Origin of the sequence: Pseudomonas sp. ME-P-057 (assembly GCF_030208975.1) — a bacterium.
GTDB lineage: Bacteria > Pseudomonadota > Gammaproteobacteria > Pseudomonadales > Pseudomonadaceae > Aquipseudomonas > Aquipseudomonas lutea.
Window position 1 is genome coordinate 20,379 of record NZ_JARVSX010000014.1, and the last position, 16,058, is coordinate 36,436.

21 protein-coding genes are annotated in these 16,058 nt (G+C 64.5%); 20 read left to right on the forward strand and 1 reads right to left on the reverse strand.

From position 1 onward, the window contains the following. Positions 1-16 precede the first annotated feature (16 nt). The 7 genes from QRN48_RS07030 to QRN48_RS07060 all read left to right on the forward strand — a co-directional run bounded on the left by QRN48_RS07030 (position 17) and on the right by QRN48_RS07060 (position 5,935). Positions 17-181 carry a hypothetical protein gene (locus tag QRN48_RS07030; protein ID WP_162835389.1) on the forward strand — a complete coding sequence of 55 codons (165 nt, stop codon included), beginning with the start codon at positions 17-19 and terminating at the stop codon, positions 179-181. A 113-nt stretch (positions 182-294) separates the two neighbouring features. Next, positions 295-1,251, forward strand: coding sequence for a SctD/MshK family protein (locus QRN48_RS07035; RefSeq protein ID WP_285349662.1), 957 nt, complete (start codon positions 295-297; stop codon positions 1,249-1,251). Next, on the forward strand, positions 1,248-1,607 hold the full coding sequence (locus tag QRN48_RS07040) for a hypothetical protein (protein ID WP_285349664.1): 360 nt from the start codon (positions 1,248-1,250) through the stop codon (positions 1,605-1,607). The genes QRN48_RS07035 and QRN48_RS07040 overlap by 4 nt, the downstream gene beginning before the upstream one ends. Continuing rightward, positions 1,607-1,957 carry a tetratricopeptide repeat protein gene (locus QRN48_RS07045; RefSeq protein ID WP_037010100.1) on the forward strand — a complete coding sequence of 117 codons (351 nt, stop codon included), beginning with the start codon at positions 1,607-1,609 and terminating at the stop codon, positions 1,955-1,957. The genes QRN48_RS07040 and QRN48_RS07045 overlap by 1 nt, the downstream gene beginning before the upstream one ends. Continuing rightward, positions 1,954-4,095 (forward strand): type III secretion system export apparatus subunit SctV, encoded by a 2,142-nt coding sequence (sctV, locus tag QRN48_RS07050; protein WP_285349666.1) that lies wholly within the window; start codon positions 1,954-1,956, stop codon positions 4,093-4,095. The genes QRN48_RS07045 and sctV overlap by 4 nt, the downstream gene beginning before the upstream one ends. Further along, positions 4,092-5,441, forward strand: coding sequence for a type II and III secretion system protein family protein (locus QRN48_RS07055; RefSeq protein ID WP_285349667.1), 1,350 nt, complete (start codon positions 4,092-4,094; stop codon positions 5,439-5,441). Before sctV ends, QRN48_RS07055 begins: the two co-directional genes overlap by 4 nt. Positions 5,442-5,506: 65 nt before the next feature. Next, positions 5,507-5,935 carry a hypothetical protein gene (locus QRN48_RS07060; RefSeq protein WP_285349838.1) on the forward strand — a complete coding sequence of 143 codons (429 nt, stop codon included), beginning with the start codon at positions 5,507-5,509 and terminating at the stop codon, positions 5,933-5,935. A 23-nt stretch (positions 5,936-5,958) separates the two neighbouring features. Here the strand turns inward: QRN48_RS07060 and QRN48_RS07065 are convergent, their stop codons facing one another. Then, complete coding sequence (locus QRN48_RS07065) at positions 5,959-6,744, reverse strand: tetratricopeptide repeat protein (protein ID WP_285349669.1); 786 nt, start codon at positions 6,742-6,744, stop codon at positions 5,959-5,961. 211 nt (positions 6,745-6,955) lie between these two features. Here QRN48_RS07065 and QRN48_RS07070 point away from each other — a divergent pair, with 211 nt between their 5' ends. The 13 genes from QRN48_RS07070 to QRN48_RS07130 all read left to right on the forward strand — a co-directional run bounded on the left by QRN48_RS07070 (position 6,956) and on the right by QRN48_RS07130 (position 16,046). Next, positions 6,956-7,540 carry a type III secretion protein gene (locus tag QRN48_RS07070; RefSeq protein WP_285349840.1) on the forward strand — a complete coding sequence of 195 codons (585 nt, stop codon included), beginning with the start codon at positions 6,956-6,958 and terminating at the stop codon, positions 7,538-7,540. Positions 7,541-7,610: 70 nt separating this feature from the next. Continuing rightward, on the forward strand, positions 7,611-7,829 hold the full coding sequence (locus tag QRN48_RS07075; RefSeq protein ID WP_037010105.1) for a hypothetical protein: 219 nt from the start codon (positions 7,611-7,613) through the stop codon (positions 7,827-7,829). A 9-nt stretch (positions 7,830-7,838) separates the two neighbouring features. Further along, a complete protein-coding gene (locus QRN48_RS07080; RefSeq protein ID WP_285349671.1) occupies positions 7,839-8,309 on the forward strand; it encodes a hypothetical protein in 471 nt (156 codons plus the stop codon). Between the two features lie 3 nt (positions 8,310-8,312). After that, positions 8,313-9,101: a type III secretion system inner membrane ring lipoprotein SctJ gene (gene sctJ, locus QRN48_RS07085; RefSeq protein ID WP_285349673.1), complete on the forward strand. Its 789-nt coding sequence runs from the start codon at positions 8,313-8,315 to the stop codon at positions 9,099-9,101. Beyond that, complete coding sequence (locus QRN48_RS07090; RefSeq protein WP_285349675.1) at positions 9,098-9,754, forward strand: type III secretion protein; 657 nt, start codon at positions 9,098-9,100, stop codon at positions 9,752-9,754. The genes sctJ and QRN48_RS07090 overlap by 4 nt, the downstream gene beginning before the upstream one ends. Beyond that, on the forward strand, positions 9,754-10,347 hold the full coding sequence (locus tag QRN48_RS07095; RefSeq protein ID WP_285349676.1) for a FliH/SctL family protein: 594 nt from the start codon (positions 9,754-9,756) through the stop codon (positions 10,345-10,347). Before QRN48_RS07090 ends, QRN48_RS07095 begins: the two co-directional genes overlap by 1 nt. Further along, on the forward strand, positions 10,344-11,672 hold the full coding sequence (locus tag QRN48_RS07100; protein ID WP_037010112.1) for a FliI/YscN family ATPase: 1,329 nt from the start codon (positions 10,344-10,346) through the stop codon (positions 11,670-11,672). Before QRN48_RS07095 ends, QRN48_RS07100 begins: the two co-directional genes overlap by 4 nt. A gap of 16 nt (positions 11,673-11,688) precedes the next feature. Continuing rightward, positions 11,689-12,162 (forward strand): hypothetical protein, encoded by a 474-nt coding sequence (locus QRN48_RS07105; RefSeq protein WP_285349678.1) that lies wholly within the window; start codon positions 11,689-11,691, stop codon positions 12,160-12,162. Beyond that, entirely contained in the window at positions 12,159-13,220 is a 1,062-nt protein-coding gene (gene sctQ / locus QRN48_RS07110; RefSeq protein ID WP_285349680.1) for a type III secretion system cytoplasmic ring protein SctQ, read from the forward strand. Before QRN48_RS07105 ends, sctQ begins: the two co-directional genes overlap by 4 nt. After that, positions 13,217-13,870 carry a type III secretion system export apparatus subunit SctR gene (sctR, locus tag QRN48_RS07115; protein WP_037010116.1) on the forward strand — a complete coding sequence of 218 codons (654 nt, stop codon included), beginning with the start codon at positions 13,217-13,219 and terminating at the stop codon, positions 13,868-13,870. Before sctQ ends, sctR begins: the two co-directional genes overlap by 4 nt. 4 nt (positions 13,871-13,874) lie before the next feature. Then, positions 13,875-14,144 (forward strand): EscS/YscS/HrcS family type III secretion system export apparatus protein, encoded by a 270-nt coding sequence (locus QRN48_RS07120; protein WP_037010118.1) that lies wholly within the window; start codon positions 13,875-13,877, stop codon positions 14,142-14,144. Positions 14,145-14,150: 6 nt separating this feature from the next. Continuing rightward, entirely contained in the window at positions 14,151-14,963 is an 813-nt protein-coding gene (sctT, locus tag QRN48_RS07125; protein WP_037010121.1) for a type III secretion system export apparatus subunit SctT, read from the forward strand. A 36-nt stretch (positions 14,964-14,999) separates the two neighbouring features. Then, positions 15,000-16,046: an EscU/YscU/HrcU family type III secretion system export apparatus switch protein gene (locus QRN48_RS07130; RefSeq protein WP_285349683.1), complete on the forward strand. Its 1,047-nt coding sequence runs from the start codon at positions 15,000-15,002 to the stop codon at positions 16,044-16,046. The last annotated feature ends 12 nt before the right edge of the window (positions 16,047-16,058 follow it).

A 16,058-nucleotide genomic window follows, 5' to 3' on the forward strand; every position in this document is an offset into this window, starting at 1 on the left:
TGTAAGGAGATACACAATGAGTGAAGTCCCTCCAGCAAGCTCCGGCGGCGGCGCAGATGCAGCGATCGCAAAAATGGAAGCCACGTTCAATATGGCTATCGAGAAGTCGGCAAAGATCACTGAGCTGACCACGGCCAAGAAAGCCGAGCTCGACGCGACCAAACAACGGCCTCAGAACTGACGCCGTGATGCGAGCAGCCGCCCGGCTGCTCGCATTCCATCTGCCTCATTGAGCTACACCTTTTCGGCGTCCGACTCGCCTCTTGCCTGCGCACTCGACCCGGGTAACACGGTATGACCGCCCAGATTTCCCTGACATCGCTGCCTGATCCGTCGGCACGCGTCACACCCATTCCACTGCTGAGCATCACCTACGGCCTGCACCGAGGGGTAAGCCTGGCGCTTGAAAACCCTGTTTATACGGTTGGCAGCGCTGGCGATGTGGATTTGCTCCTCAGCGACCCCGGCATTGCCGCGCGGCATCTGGCGTTGCGCTTCGCAGCAGGTCAGGTGGCTGTCGAAGCGCTTGGCGGCGACGTCATCGTCGTCGCGCGCCACGGTCAGGAGATACGCATTCCAGTGGGCAGCGGCCACCGCGCCCGACTGCCCCTTACGGTCAGGGTCGGCGCTGCCGTGCTGACCCTCAGCCCACCGCCGGCTGGCGCACGGGCTGCAGATACGGCCGCACCCATCTGGCGGAATAAAGCGCAGTGGGTTATTGCCCTTGTGCTGATGTGCCTGTGTGTCGGCGCATTCGCCTATCGCGGACAACCGCAAGCCTCGCAAGCTTCGCCTGGCCTCTCGACGCCCGACGGCAACCGCACCGCGCACGGCCCCAATGACGACCGGAATCGGGCGAGTGCCGCTCAGGCAAAGGTCTGGCTGGAGCAACAGCTCGATACCGCCAGCCTGACCCACATCACTGTCAACGAAACCGGCGACCAGTTAAGCGTAGAGGGCCGCTACGACCCTGCGGACAAAAGCCGCTGGACAAGCGTGCAACAAGCGTTCGACGCACGGTTTGGCCAGCACGTGGTGCTGCATTCGAATGTCTCGCCGCGCACCGAGGTGGCCAAACCCCGGGTGCGCTTCCAGGCCGTGTGGCTGGGGGAACACCCTTATGTGGTCAGTGACAGCGGCAAGCGCCTGTACCCCGGCGCTGTGCTAGCGGACGACTGGACGCTGGAGCGGATCGAGAACAATCAGGTGATCCTGGCACGCGGTGCGGAAAGGTTCGCCTTCACCTTATGAGAATCGATCCACGGCCGCTGTTGCCGACTCCGTCCGACAAAACCTCGTCCGTCGAGCCTATTCAGTCCGCGAGCCAACGCCAGGGCGCGCGCTTCGACGCGGTTCTGAACAAGCGCGAAGTGCTCGCCCGGCGTGCGTTGCGCGGTGACGTCGAGCGCTCGTCCGGCACCGACGGCGTCAATCCAGAGCTGTTTTCCACCACTCGCTCGCTGGAGATTCTCGAATACGTGCTGGAGCACGTACTGCCCGGTCTCGACGCCGAGCCGCAGATCAAGCTGTTGGCGGGCGACCTGATCAGTGAAGAGATCGACCTGCGCCGCACGCTGGAGCAGCAACGCGCCGAGGTGCAGGCCTGATGCGCGCTGAACATCTGACCCGGCAAGAGCAGGATTGCGTCGACCTGCTCAAAGGCATGGGCGAACTGTACCGCCGCGGCGGGCAGTCGCAGCGCGGTCTGGTGATGCTGCTGATTGCCGTGCACCTGGCACCGAATGACCCGCACCTGCTGCGCAACCTGGCGATGGCCTTCACCGACAGCGACCAGCCCGAACGCGCCCTCGGTGCCCTTGAGCAACTGGAGCAGATGCAAGGCGTCTCGCCGGGCCTGTTGCTGTTGCGCAGTCGCGCCTTGTGGCGCACCGGTCGTACCGAAAGCGCCCGCGACTGTTTCAAGGGTTATCTGGCTGCCAGGAGGGCCGCGCAATGATCATCCTTAACCGGCTCAACGGCCTGGCGCGAATTGCCGCCCGACGCAGCGACGTCATCATCGTCGCGTTCATGCTGATGGCCATCGTGATGATGATCATCCCCTTGCCGACCTGGCTGGTGGACGTGCTGATCGGCCTCAACATCTCGCTGAGCATCCTTATTCTGATTGTTGGCTTTTACATCTCGCACTCGGTGGAATTTTCCGCGTTGCCGCCGCTGATCCTGCTCAGCACGCTGTTCCGCCTGTCGCTCTCCATCACCACCACGCGCCTGATTTTGCTGGACGGCAACGCCGGCCATATCGTCAAGGCGTTCGGCGATTTCGTGATTGCCGGGCAAGTCGTGGTCGGGTTGGTGGTGTTCCTGATTATCACGGTCGCGCAGTTCGTGGTGATCACCAAAGGCGCCGAACGGGTGGCCGAAGTGGCCGCGCGTTTCACCCTCGACGCCATGCCCGGCAAGCAGATGAGCATCGATAACGACCTGCGCAACGGCGACATCGATCAGCCGGAAGCGCGCCGCCGCCGCTCACGCCTGGAGCAGGAAAGCCAGATGTTCGGCGCCATGGACGGGGCCATGAAATTCGTCAAGGGCGACGCCATCGCCGGGCTGGTGATCCTGGCGGTGAACCTGCTGGGCGGCATGCTGATCGGCATGCTCGAGCGCGGCATGTCCTTTGGCGACGCCGTCCACACCTACTCGCTGCTGACGGTGGGCGACGGCCTTATCGCGCAGATCCCCGCGCTGCTTATTTCAGTGGCGGCAGGCACGGTGGTGACCCGGGTCAACAACGACAACGCTGACGGCAATCTGGGCACCGAGATCCTTCACCAGTTGGGCGCCAGCTACATGGCCCTCGGGCTGACCGCGCTGATCCTGCTGGGCGTCGCGTTGTTGCCAGGCTTCCCGTCAATGGTGTTCATCGGTCTGTCGATAATCTTCGGGTTTGCGGCGTTCGTCATGTACCGCCGCGGGCAGGTGCTGCCTGCCGTGTCCGTCCCTGAGGCGGTCGAAGTGCAGGCCGTTGAAGAGGAGCAGCCCGAGCCGGTGCAGATGCTTGGCAAACCACTCGACAGCCGCGTGCTCCTGAGCCTGGGCGCAGGGCTGGCGCAGGCCGCCCCTCAAGTGCCGCTCGGTCAGCGAATAGAAGCGCTGTGCCACGCGATACGCGCCGACCTGGGCATCGAGGTGCCTGTACCGCAGATCTATCTGGATCCGGCAATGGCGGCCAACCGCTTTTCCATCGAACTGGAAGGCGTACCGGTGAGCGAGGGCGAGCTGCCCGGCGATTACTTGCTGTTGACCGATGATCCGCTGCACGCGCAGTTGCTTGAGGTGCCGACACTGGACGCCGAATCGCCGTTGAACCGGCGCCCGGCGCAATGGACCGAGCGGCACCACGAGGACGCGCTGCAGGGCGCCGGCATCGGCTTCATGCGGGTCGATGAAGTCCTGCGTGCGGTGCTGGAACGGGCCTTGCGCCGCTACGCGGCGGACTTCCTCGGCATTCAGGAAACCCGTGGCGTGCTTGAGCGCCTGGAAAACACCTACGGCGAACTGGTCAAGGAAGTCCTGCGGATCCTGCCGTTGCAGCGGGTGGCCGAGGTGTTGCGCCTGCTGATCGCCGAGGGCGTGTCGATCCGCAATCAGCGTGCGCTGCTCGAAGCCATGGTCGAGTGGGGCGCGCGCGAGCCTGACGCCCTGCGCCTGGCCGAGCAGTTGCGCGCTTCACTGGCGCGCCAGATCAGCCATCAGTTCGCCGATCAAAACCGGGTGATCAGCGCCTTTGTCCTGACCCCGGGGCTGGAAGAACAATTGCGCAACTCGCTGCGCCGTCAGGAAACCACCCGCGATGCCTTCCCGGAACATCACAACCGTGCGCTGCTGGTGCAGTTGCGGCATGCGTGCGAGCGCCTGACCGAGGATCAACACGCCGTGTTGCTGGTGCACCCGGAGTTGCGTCGGGCCATGCGCCGCCTCGTCGTACGCGGCGAGCTGGAGTTGGCCGTGCTGTCGTTTCGCGAACTGGCCGGCGAATACAACCTTCAGGCGATCGGCACCATCAGCCTCAATGAAATTACCCAGCGCCGCAGTGCCAGCGGCGTTCCCATTACCTCCATGGCGAGTGCTTCATGACGCGTTACTCCGGTTTTTCTGCACAGGCGGCTGTTGGCCTTTGCCTGGCAGCTGTCACGACGTTGGTGGCGCCCGCCATCGCCTGCGCCCAGACCATCGCCAAAGGCAGCACCGGCACCCTCGACCTGGCCTCCGGTGAAGGACGCATCCTCAGCTTCAAGGCACCGGTGGATTCAGTGCTGGTGGCGGAACCGGGCATTGCCGACCTGCAAGTGGTGTCGCCCGGTGTCATCTATGTGTTCGGCAAGGCGCCGGGCGAAACCAGCTTGATCGCACTGGGGCCGGACGGCGAACAACTGGCCAGCCTCAATCTGGCGGTGAACAGCGCGACCCAGGGCATCAGTCGCTCGTTGCAGGCCCTCAACCCGGGCAGCTCGGCGCGCGTCAGCGGGGCTGGCAACCGCGTGGTGGCCAGCGGCAGCGTGAAAAGCGTGGGAGAAGCGACCGATCTGAATGCCCTGCTGGGCGCGCAGGACCAGGGTTTCAAAACGGCCATCAACGACGCCTCTTACGCGGGCTCGGCGCAGGTCAATATCCGCGTGCGCTTTGCCGAGGTCTCGCGGTCGGAGCTGTTGCGCTACGGCGTCAACTGGAACGCACTGTTCAACAACGGCACGTTTTCCTTTGGCTTGCTCACCGGCGGTTCCCTGGCCGCGGATGCCGCCAGCGGTGCGTCCAATGTGATCAGCGCCGGGTTGGCCTCCGGCAACGTGAACATCGACGCCATGCTCGAAGCGTTGCAGAACAACGGCATTCTTGAAGTGCTGGCCGAACCGAACATCACCGCCATGACCGGGCAGACCGCAAGCTTCCTTGCCGGTGGCGAGGTGGCAGTACCGGTGCCGGTCAACCGCGATCTGGTCGGCATCGAATACAAGCAGTACGGCGTCTCGCTGCTGTTCAGCCCGACGGTGCTGCCGAACGATCGCATCGCGTTGCAGGTGCGGCCGGAGGTGAGCAGCCTGATGAGCACCAATACGGTCAGTGTCGGCGGTTATCAGGTGCCGTCGTTCAGGGTGCGGCGCGCCGACACGCGGGTAGAAGTCGGCAGCGGCCAGACCTTCGCCATTGCCGGTCTGTTTCAGCGCGAGAGCAGCCAGGATGTCGAGAAAGTGCCGATGCTTGGCGACATGCCGATCCTTGGCAATCTGTTTCGCTCCAAGCGGTTCCAGCGCAACGAAACCGAGCTGGTGATCCTCATCACCCCTTATCTGGTGCAGCCGGTGCGTTCGCGCACCCTGGCCACGCCGCTGGATGCGATGCCAAGCGCTGCCAAACCCGGCGCTGCGACCACGGCTTCCGCCGGGCCCCGCAACGGCGGGCTGTTCGGGTTTTACATGAAATGAAAGGGGCGGCCATCAAGATGCGTGCAGGTACATCACGGCGCCCCTTCTGCACGGGGCTTGAACCGATGCGGCCGGGGCGAGCGTTGTGGCTGGCTGTATGGCCGGCGACAGCACTAAGCCTGGCCATGCTCAGTGGTTGCCAGACGCACCTGGCCCCCGCGACGTATTCGCCGGATTACCAGGCATTGACGCGGGCGGGCGGGCGGGTCGAGCTGATCCCCGTGGAATGCCTCAAGCCGTCACCCGAGTATCAGTTCGAGGCTGACGAAGAGCACCGGGTACCGTTATTGCCACCGGGCTGTGCCAACAACCTGACCTTGCTGCAGATGGTCGAGCAGCGCTCGGACCTGATGCAGGGCAGGGTGAGCGGCCCGACCATGGCGGCGCCTGTCGGTCGTGCAGCGCAGGTGTACATCGACGGCTATGACCGCGAAGAACTGCGCCGCCGCGAGTCGCAGCAGCAGGCCCAGGCCGACAAGCAGGAGAACCAATGACGGCCCGATCAACCGCGCTACGCTCAGTGGCTGTCAACCAGCCCCAACGCTCGGGCCTGGGCCTGGACGTCGTTGAGGGCCTTGATGCGGCGCGCCTCGACCAGCAATTGCTGGCGATCAGCCTCGGGAATCTGGTCCAGCCGCAGGTTGCTGATGTCTTGCTCGGTGCCCGCCAACACCGTGATGAGCAACACGTTGCGCTGGTGGCCGGGCAGGGCGCGGGCCGACTCGTTGACGCTGCGAACAGTGTCCAGCGCCCGTTGCGACTCGCCGCCCAGCGCGTACGCCAGGGCCAGATTGCTGCGGATGTCCAGGTCGTTGGGCAGCTGCCGCAGGCTGTCATTGAACGCGGCCTGCGCCTCGCGGGCATGGCCCTGCAGAATCAGCGCAATGCCCAGCCGATTGAAGGCCTGGGGCTCGCCGGGTTGGGCAGCGGCCTGAGTCAACACCGTTACCGCGCGCTCCAGCTTGCCCTGGCGCAATTGCGCGGTGCCAAGCCCCAACAGCGCGTCGGCGCTGTCCGGTTTCAGTTCAAGGGCTTGTTGGTAAGCGCGCTCGGCGCCGCGGGCATCACTGAGGGTCAGGCGGGTGTCGCCGAGCTTGAGCCAGGCTTGCAACGGGGCATGGGGTTGCTGCGTGGCTTTTTCATACAGCCCGGCCGCGGTCGCCGGGTCACCGCGCTGCTCCAGATCGGCAGCCAGGCGCATGAACCGCTCGGAACCGTCGTCGCTGGCAGAGGGCGTCGTGGTGCAGGCGGCGAGGGTGACACTGCCGAGCAAGATCAACGTGGCGGCGAGGCGACTGGGCATGGAAAAAGCTCTTTGGTCGAGAACGGCGAGGCATGGGCTGCAACGGGTGGCGGACTGGAAACAGGTCACCGGCACGCCCGAACGGAGCGCCATTTTAGCGAGTTGAAAACGAATAGCGACCGTTATGTTCGTCCTCGGATCACCGCAGGCGCCCGCACGCTGGCTTGCGAAGCGGACGTGCGCCATGACTGATCGTCGACGCCTGAAAGGGATGTTCTGCTGGCTGATCGCAGCGCTGCTGGCGGTCAACGTCCACGCCGAGGATTTGCCTGCCGATGCCAACCCGGACTGGTTCGCCCAGCCGTACGCCTACGTGCTCGTCGAGCAGGACGTGCGCGGCGCCCTGGAAGAATTCGGCCACAACCTGGGCCTGCTCGTGGTGATGTCGGACAAGGTCCGCGGCAAGGCCCGCAGCAGCCTGCGCGCCGAATCGGCCGGCGACTTCCTGACCCAGCTGTGCGACACCAACGGCCTGAGCTGGTACTACGACGGCAACATCCTTTACCTGAGCGGCGACGGCGAAACCGGCACCCGGCTGTTCAAGACCCCGGGGCAGAGTCCGCAGCAGCTGGAAGCGTACCTGGACAGCCTCGACGTGTACGGCAAACAAATGAGTTCAAGACCGGGCCCCGACGGCGACGAGCTGTTCGTCTCCGGGCCACCGGCCTACCTGAACATGGTTCAGCAGCACGTCGACCATCTGCAGCCGCCCGCTGCCGTTGCCGCACCCGTTGCCCGCGAGCGAGGCGTGCGGGTGTTTCGCGGCGGCGTGGTCACCACTGAGGCCGCGCACTGAGATGAGCCGTTGAAATGAACAACTTCACTGATTCTCCCCACCCGAAAACCACCCGCTAAGGAGCACTACCATGTCCGTCAGCCCAATCGACAGCACCACCAGCACGCCCGCCACGGCCGAAGTGAAATTCAACGCGGCGGTGGACAAATCCAAGAGCGAGATGAGCGACGACGAGCTCACCGAAGCCCTGATCACTCAAGCGGTGACCATTGGCGGGCAGTTCATCATCATGCCCAAGGCGCAGGAAATGCTGAACGAAGCCCAGTCCTCCGAAGATGACGAAGAATAGGTCCCGACCATGACTGCCAGTCTTGCAGCACCTGCGGCGGCGGCCATGCCGCCGTCGGGCGGGGCCCTGGATGCTCAGGCCTCTCAGAACCTGTTCGAGCACATGGCCGGCAGCGCCAAGGGCATGCCCCAGGGCGCCAGCCCCCACCAGATCGGTGAAGGGCTGATGGAACGCCTGAACGGTTTTATCGACCGCTCGCGCAGTTTTTCCGAACGCGCCGAAGGTCTGCAAAACGGCAGCGGGTCAGGTGCCGCTTCGCCCTCGCCGGCGACGCAGTCCGTGGCCGCCGGGGACAAACCTGGCGCCGCGCAGAACCTTGCCAGCAACGGTGAGGCGCCGAAAAAAGTCGGCGAGCAACAGGTCGATCAAATCGTCCATTCGCTGGGGCGGATGTTCGACTATTCCATCGAAACGCAGATGGTGGTGCGCGGTGCCACGCAGATTTCCGGTTCCGCCAACACGCTGCTCAAAGGTCAATAACCCATGCCCAACCGCTGTCGCGCCGTGCGTTTGATGATTGTCGTAGCCATGGCCAGTCTGCTGCAGGCTTGCGACATCAACCTGTACACCAACCTGAGCGAGCGCGAAGCCAATGCAATGGTCGCGGTGCTGTTGCGCGACGGCATCCCGGCTTCGCGCAAGGTACAGGACAACGGCCAGCTGACCGTGGTGGTCGACGAGAAACGCTTCGGCGAAGCCATGTCGGCCCTCGAAGATGCGGGGCTGCCCGGCCAGTCCTTTTCCAACATGGGGCAGGTGTTCAAGAGCAACGGTCTGGTCTCCTCGCCGGTTCAGGAGCGCGCCCAGATGGTCTACGCGCTGGGTGAGGAACTGTCACACAGCGTCTCGGAAATCGACGGCATCGTCTCGGCCCGGGTGCACGTGGTCCTGCCGGACAACGACCTGCTCAAGCGGGTGATTTCGCCGTCATCGGCCTCGGTGCTGGTGCGCTATGACCCGGCCACTGACATCAACCCGCTGATTCCGCAAATCAAAACCCTGGTGGCCAATGGCATTTCCGGGCTGAGTTACGACGGCGTGTCGGTGACGGCAATCAAGGCCGTGGCGCACGGGGCGCGTGCCGTCGCCAGCAACCCGCCACGCCTGGCGAGCTTTATGGGCGTCTGGCTGCTTGAAGATGACCTGCCGCGAGCGCGCTGGATGTTCGGCCTCTTGCTGGTGTGCACACTGGGGCTTGGCGGTGCGTTCGCCTGGCAGCATTGGCAGCGGCGCCGGGCAAATGCCGTGTACGTGCTGGAGGACGCCACATGAGCGATGCCTTCAGTGCGCAGCGTCAGGCCTGGCAGGGCATCATCGAACAACCGCTGGCGTTCGTCGCCGATCGCTGCGTGCGCGAATGCCTGCCTGCGGAGCTGGACGATAAACAATACCGGGCGCTGCGCGATGCGCCGCGGTTCGACGCGCGTCTGCTGCAACGCCTGAGCGGCCATTTCAACCTGCTCACCGCCGCCCTGCAGACGCCACCCCAGGATGAAGACCTGCCGGTTTTGCTGTTATCGGCCGAGCAGTTCCAGCGCTTGCCGCGCCTGTGTGGCGCCATCTGGCATTCGGCAACCTTGAGCCGCGAGATCCGCAGCCATGTCGTCAATCAACTGCGCGGGGCGCTGGGCAACGAGGTGTTTGCCCAGGCGCTGGCCCATCGCTCACTGGCCGGCGCGGCTGACTTGCTGCGCCAGCCTGCCGACCTGGTCCAGGCCATTGACCGCGACGGTGCCGCCTGCGTGCTCGCGTGGCTGCAACAGCAACCGGCGGGACTGGCTGCCTGGCTGAGGCTGCGTCTGGACGTGCCCTTGGGCGAAGAGGCCGCGGCAACGGCGACGGCAACGTTCGACCCGCACATCGTTCGTCGGGCCGCCGCCACTTTTAACGACGTTTTTTCCACTGCCGCCGGGGAGCCTGCCTGATGAGCGCATTACCGAACCGGCCCGCACTGCGCATCCTTCGCGCTGAGCAAGCCGACCTGTGGATCGACGGCTACGCCTTCATTGAGGCCGCCGAGGCGCATGCCGTGAGCATTCGCCAAGACAGCGAACAATGGTTGCAAGCCGCTCGCGAGGCCGGCTTTGAAAGCGCGCGCCTGCAGGGCGCCGAAGAGGTCAGCCTGTTACTGACCCGGACCGCGCAACAGGTCGATGCCTGGCTGAGCGGTCTGGAAGCCTCGCTGGCCGATCTGGCGTTGGGCATTGCGCGCGAGGTGCTCGACGACATGGACGATGCCGAGCGCATCCTGCGTTGCACCCGCAAAGCCCTTGGCGCGTTTCGTCAGGATCAGGCGTTAACGCTGTGGGTTGCTCCGGCGGATGCCCGGGCCGTGCGCGAGCGCCTGCACGCCGGCATCGATCAGCTACCGGCAATCGTCGTTGAATCTGACGAGCAATTGCAGCCGGGCCAGGCGCGCCTGTCCAGCCCGGTCGGTTCGGTGGAGCTTGGGCTGGACGCGCAGCTGACCAACTTGCGCCGCAGCCTGTTGCCGTTTGCCGATGAGGCGCATGTGTGAACGTAGACCTGCAGGCGATTGTCCCGCGTTTGAGCGCGCGCCTTCACGAAGCACGGGTGCGCCCCATGAAAGGCACCGTGCGCAGCATTCGCGGCGTGCTGTTGCGTGCCAGCGTCGCCGGGGTGCGCATCGGCGAGCTGTGCCAGCTGCGCGATCCCGCTACGGGCCGGAGCCTGGCAGCGGAAGTCATCGGCTTCGAGCAGGATGAAGCGATTCTGTCGCCGATTGGTTCAATGGAAGGCCTGTCGACCCGCACCGAGATCATCGCCACCGGCGAAACCCTCGGCGTCAGCGTCGGCGACGGCCAATTGGGCCGGGTCGTCAGCCCCATGGGCGACTACCTGGATGGCGACGGCATCGCGCCACCGGGTTTGATGCAGCGCTATCCGCTGCATGCCGAACCGCCAGCGCCGTTCTCGCGCCAGTTGATCGTCAAGCCGATGGCGCTGGGTGTGCGTTCCATCGACGGCCTGCTGACCCTGGCCCAGGGGCAGCGCATGGGGATTTTCGGCGAGCCGGGGGTAGGGAAATCGTCGCTGCTGGCGAGCATCGTGCGGCACACCGATGCCGACGTGATCATCATCGGCCTGATCGGTGAGCGCGGCCGCGAAGTGCGTGAACTGCTGGACGTGCAACTCGATGCGGCGGCGCGCGCGCGAACCGTTGCCGTGGTTGCCACCTCGGACCGGCCTGCCGCCGAGCGAGTGCGGGCGGCGTTCGTTGCCACCTCATTGGCCGAATACCACCGCGATCAGGGGCGCAACGTGTTGCTGTTGATGGACAGCCTGACCCGCTTTGCCCGTGCGCAGCGGGAGCTGGGCCTGGCGGTGGGCGAGCCGCCGACTCGGCGCGGTTATCCGCCATCGTTTTTCTCGGCCTTGCCACGCCTGCTGGAGCGCGCCGGCCCTGCGTCCGTGGGCAGCATCACCGCGCTGTACACCGTGCTGACCGAGGGTGATGCGGCGATGGACCCGGTGGCCGAAGAAGCGCGGTCAATTCTCGACGGGCACATCGTGCTGAGTGCGGAACTGGCCCAGCGCAATTACTTTCCGGCGGTCGACGTACTGCGCAGCCGCAGCCGCTTGATGGATCAGGTCTGCGGCGACGAACAACGTCAACTGGCCCTGCGCATTCGCGAGCTGATGGCACGCCGCAATGAAATCGAGATGCTGGTGCGCGTCGGCGAATACGCACCCGGCAGCGACCCGCTGGCCGATGAAGCCATTGCCCGGCATGACGCCATCGAAGCGTTCATGCGTCAGGGCGCCAACGAGCCGAGCAGTGCCGAGCAAACGCTCAACCATATGCGCAAGGTGCTGGCATGAAGCACCTGGAGTCCCGATGAAAACCACCGATTTACGCAACCTGCAGGCACTGCGCCAACTGCGTGAGCAGCGCGCCTCCAACGCCCTGGCCGCACAACAACAGCGCTGCCGCGACACCGGCCAGGCCCTGGATGATGCCCGCGAAAAACTGCGCCTGCACCGTGAAGGCCTGGCAGCCAAAGCTGAAGCGCTATTGGGCAGCTTCAGCGAAGGGTTGAGCATCAATGCCTGGCAGGCCGCTCAGGCGCAGCTGGAAGAATTGACGGACAGTCAGAGACAGCTTGAAGGGTCTGTGGAGCAGACCGAGCAGACGCTCCGCACCCAGGAACGCGAGCGCGAGCTGTTCCGCACGGCGCGCCTGGCTCGTCAGCGTCAGGCCGAGGCCTGCGATGCGTTGCTGCTGGGGCGGGTGCAAAGCGAGCAACGCGCGGGAGAGCACCGCGACGATGACGAATCCGTGCCTGCCACCCGCCCAAGGGGCAGTGCATGACCTGTCAACACCGCGAACCTCTGGCGCCGCCGAACGTCGCGTTACCGCTGCAGGGGCTGGAACAACACGACCCGCAGTGGCTCGCCCTGCATAACCGGCTGCACCGCCGTCGCCAGCCGTGGCAGAGCGTGTTCGCCGGCCAGCCGGTCAAGGTCACGTGGAGCACCGCGCAACCCTTGCTGCTGCCCACGCACGATGTGCGCTTTAGCCTGGGCGACGCCTCGCTGGTGGTGCGGATGCCGGCGCAATGGCTCGAAAGCCTCGACGGTGTGTCTGCCGCTGTAAAAAGCGAGGCCACCCCGATGCTGCTGGAGTTTGCGCTGCTCGACCTGATCGAGCCGGTCGAACGTTTGAGCGGCCAGACCCTTGAGGTCGTCGAGCTTGCCCACGAAGGCGAACCTGACCTGATTGCCCATCCGCTGCACGTCACCTTGCTCGTGCAGCTGGGCGAGGACGCAGCGCTGCCAGTGCCGCTGCACCTGAGCGTCGAGGCGGCCCACCTGATGGCCGATTTACTGGAACAACACGCCAGTGCCGACAGGCATCGCGTCAGTGCGCTGCGCCTGCGGCTGGCCGTCGAACACGGCGAGACGCTGCTGAGCCTTGGCGAACTGCGCAGTCTGCGCGTCGGGGACGTGGTGATGCTCGATGGCTGCCTGGGTGATTGCCCCGAAGATGGGCCCGGCCATCAGGTTCGCCTGGTACTCCCCGGCAGGCTGCACGCCCGCGCCACATCAAGCGGCGAGGGCATCCGCCTGCTGGAACCATTGATTGCCACTCACTTTGCCAAGGACATCGATATGACTGAATCCGCCATCGGGCCGGACCTGGACAGCACGCTGGATGAGCTGCCAATGAAACTGGTGTGTCAGGTCGGCAGTGTCGAACTGTCCCTGGCCCAGTTGCGCGAACTGGGTGAAGGCAGCCTGTTGCCGCTGTCTGCGCCCACTCGCGACGGGGTGGACTTGATGGTCAACGGCCGTCGCATCGGTCAAGGGCAGTTGGTGAAGATCGGCGACGGCCTGGGCGTGCGTCTGCTGAGTTTTACCGCGCCATGAATGGTTATCAGCCCAATCTGGTTGAGATCATTCTGGTCGTTGCCACCATCGGGCTCATTCCGCTGGCGGTGGTGACGCTGACCGGCTTCATGAAGATCTCGGTGGTGCTGTTTCTGATCCGCAACGCGCTGGGCGTGCAACAGACGCCGCCGAATCTGGTGCTGTATGGCATTGCATTGATTCTGTCGGTGTACGTGACCACGCCATTGATCGGCGACATGTACCGCCAGGTCGAAGGGCGCGACCTGAAGATGGAGAACGTCGAGCAGGTCAGGGAATTCGGCGATGCGCTCAGACCGCCGTTGCAGGCGCACCTGTCGCGTTTCGCCAACGAAAGCGAACGCGGCTTCTTTGTGCAGGCCACTGAAACCATCTGGTCGCCGGAAGCGCGGGCCGACCTTCGCGACGACGACCTGGTGGTGCTGGTGCCGGCCTTCGTCAGCTCCGAGCTGACCCGTGCTTTCGAGATCGGCTTTCTGTTGTACATCCCGTTTCTGGTGGTGGATTTGCTCGTCGCCAACGTGTTGATGGCGATGGGCATGTCGATGGTCTCGCCGACCCTGATCTCGATACCGCTGAAAATCTTTCTTTTCGTCGCGCTAAGCGGCTGGTCACGCCTGATGCATGGCCTGATCCTCAGTTACGGGTGAGCGCATGGGCCAGGATGTTTTTCTTTCGTTGATGAACAAGGCGCTGATGACCGTGTTGCTGCTGTCGGCGCCGGCTCTGGGGGTGGCCATCGTGGTCGGCCTCAGCGTGGGGTTGCTCCAGGCCCTGACCCAGATCCAGGACCAGACCCTGCCGCAGGTGGTCAAGCTGGTGGCGGTGTTGCTGGTGATCGTATTCGTCGGGCCGTTGCTGGCCAGCCAGGTGGCCGAACTGGGCAGCGAAGTGCTGGACAACTTTCCGTTGTGGACGCGCTGACCGGCCATGGATGCGAATGTTGCCAACGCCTTTCTGGAAGTCGCGTACCCGGTCATCAGCTCCGCTGCGCTGGCCGCCAGCCGGGCGATGGGCGTGGTGGTGATCACGCCGGCGTTCAACCGCCTGGGGCTCACCGGCATGATTCGCGGCTGCGTCGCCGTGGCCATTGCCGTGCCGATGTTCATGCCGGTGTTTGGCGCATTTACCGCGCTGCCCGAGCACGGCAGCTTTTTGCTGGCCGGCCTGATGCTCAAGGAGCTGCTCATCGGCATCCTGATCGGTCTGTTGTTCGGCATACCGTTCTGGGCGGCGGAGGTGGCCGGTGAACTGGTGGACCTGCAGCGCGGCTCGACCATGGCGCAACTGGTCGACCCGCTGTCGTCCGGCGAGTCCAGCGTCATGGCCACGCTGCTGACGGTCATGCTGATTGCGCTGTTTTTCATGTCCGGCGGTTTCATCATGATGGTCGACGGTTACTACCACAGCTACCAGCTGTGGCCGGTCACCGCGTTCACGCCGCTGTTCGCCAGCTCGGCGCTGATGGCCGTGCTGTCGATTCTGGATCAGGTGACCCGCGTCGGCGTGATCATGGTGTCGCCGCTGATCATCTGCCTGCTGGCGACCGATCTGATGCTGGCGTACCTGTCACGCATGGCCCCCAGCCTGCACATCTTCGACATGTCGCTGCCGGTGAAAAACCTGTTCTTCACCGTGCTGATGGTGATCTACATCACCTTCCTGATCCCGGTGATGCTCGACCAATTGGCCGAGTTTCGCGGCACGGTGGAATTCCTCAAAACCCTGGCGACGTCGTTATGAGCCTTCCTCGGCGTGGCCTGACGTGCCGGAGCGCGCATGGGCGATAGCAGCGAAGAAAAATCCCAGCCGGCCACGGACAAAAAACTGCGCGACGCGCGGCAAAAAGGGCAGGTCGCCAAGAGCCAGGACCTGGTCTCGGGCATGGTCATCCTGTGCTGCACGTTATGCATCGCCATTCTGTTGCCGCGGGCACAGGCGCAGGTTACGGCGCTGCTCGACCGGGTGGCGCTGATCTACATCGAGCCGTTCCACACGGTATGGCCCCAGGTCCTGGACACTGCTGAACAACTGTTGCTGGCCCTGACCTTGCCGGTGGTCGCGGTAACGGTCGGCGTGGTGATCCTGACCAATATCATCACCATGCGCGGCGTGGTGTTTTCGGTGGAACCGATCAAGCCGGATTTCAAGCGCATCAACCCGGCAGAGGGCTTCAAGCGCATTTTCTCCATGCGCAGTTTCGTCGATTTTCTCAAGGGGCTGGTCAAGCTGATGCTGTTGGCCGCAGCGTTTTACGTGGTCGGACGCCATGCATTGCAGGCGCTGATGGAATCTTCACGCTGCGGCGCCGACTGTATCGAGTCGACGTTTTACCTGGTTCTTAAACCGTTGATGTTCACCGTGCTGGCGGCATTTTTGCTGGTCGGCGGTGTGGACGTCCTCATGCAGCGCTGGCTGTTTGGCCGCGACATGAAGATGACCCGCAGCGAGCAGAAGCGCGAGCGCAAGGACGTCGATGGTGACCCGCTGATCAAAAGCGAGCGTCAGCGCCAGCGCCGTGAGATGCAGGCACTGGCGACCAAGCTGGGGCTGGGCCGCGCCTCGCTGATGATCGGCACCGCCGAAGGTTGGGTGGTGGGCATCCGTTACGTGCGCGGCGAGACCCCGGTGCCCGTGGTGGTGTGCCGCGCCGATCCGCAGGAAGCGCCGGCGATGCTGGCCCAGGCGGCCGCGCTGGGTATTGCCCACGGCATGGACGCCAGGCTGGCCGCCGAGATCGCCAAACGCGCCGTGCCAGGCGATCCAGTGCCGGACACGACGTTTCAGGCGGTGGCGGACTTGCTGGTCGCCGCCCGACTGATCTGAGCCGGGCCGCCG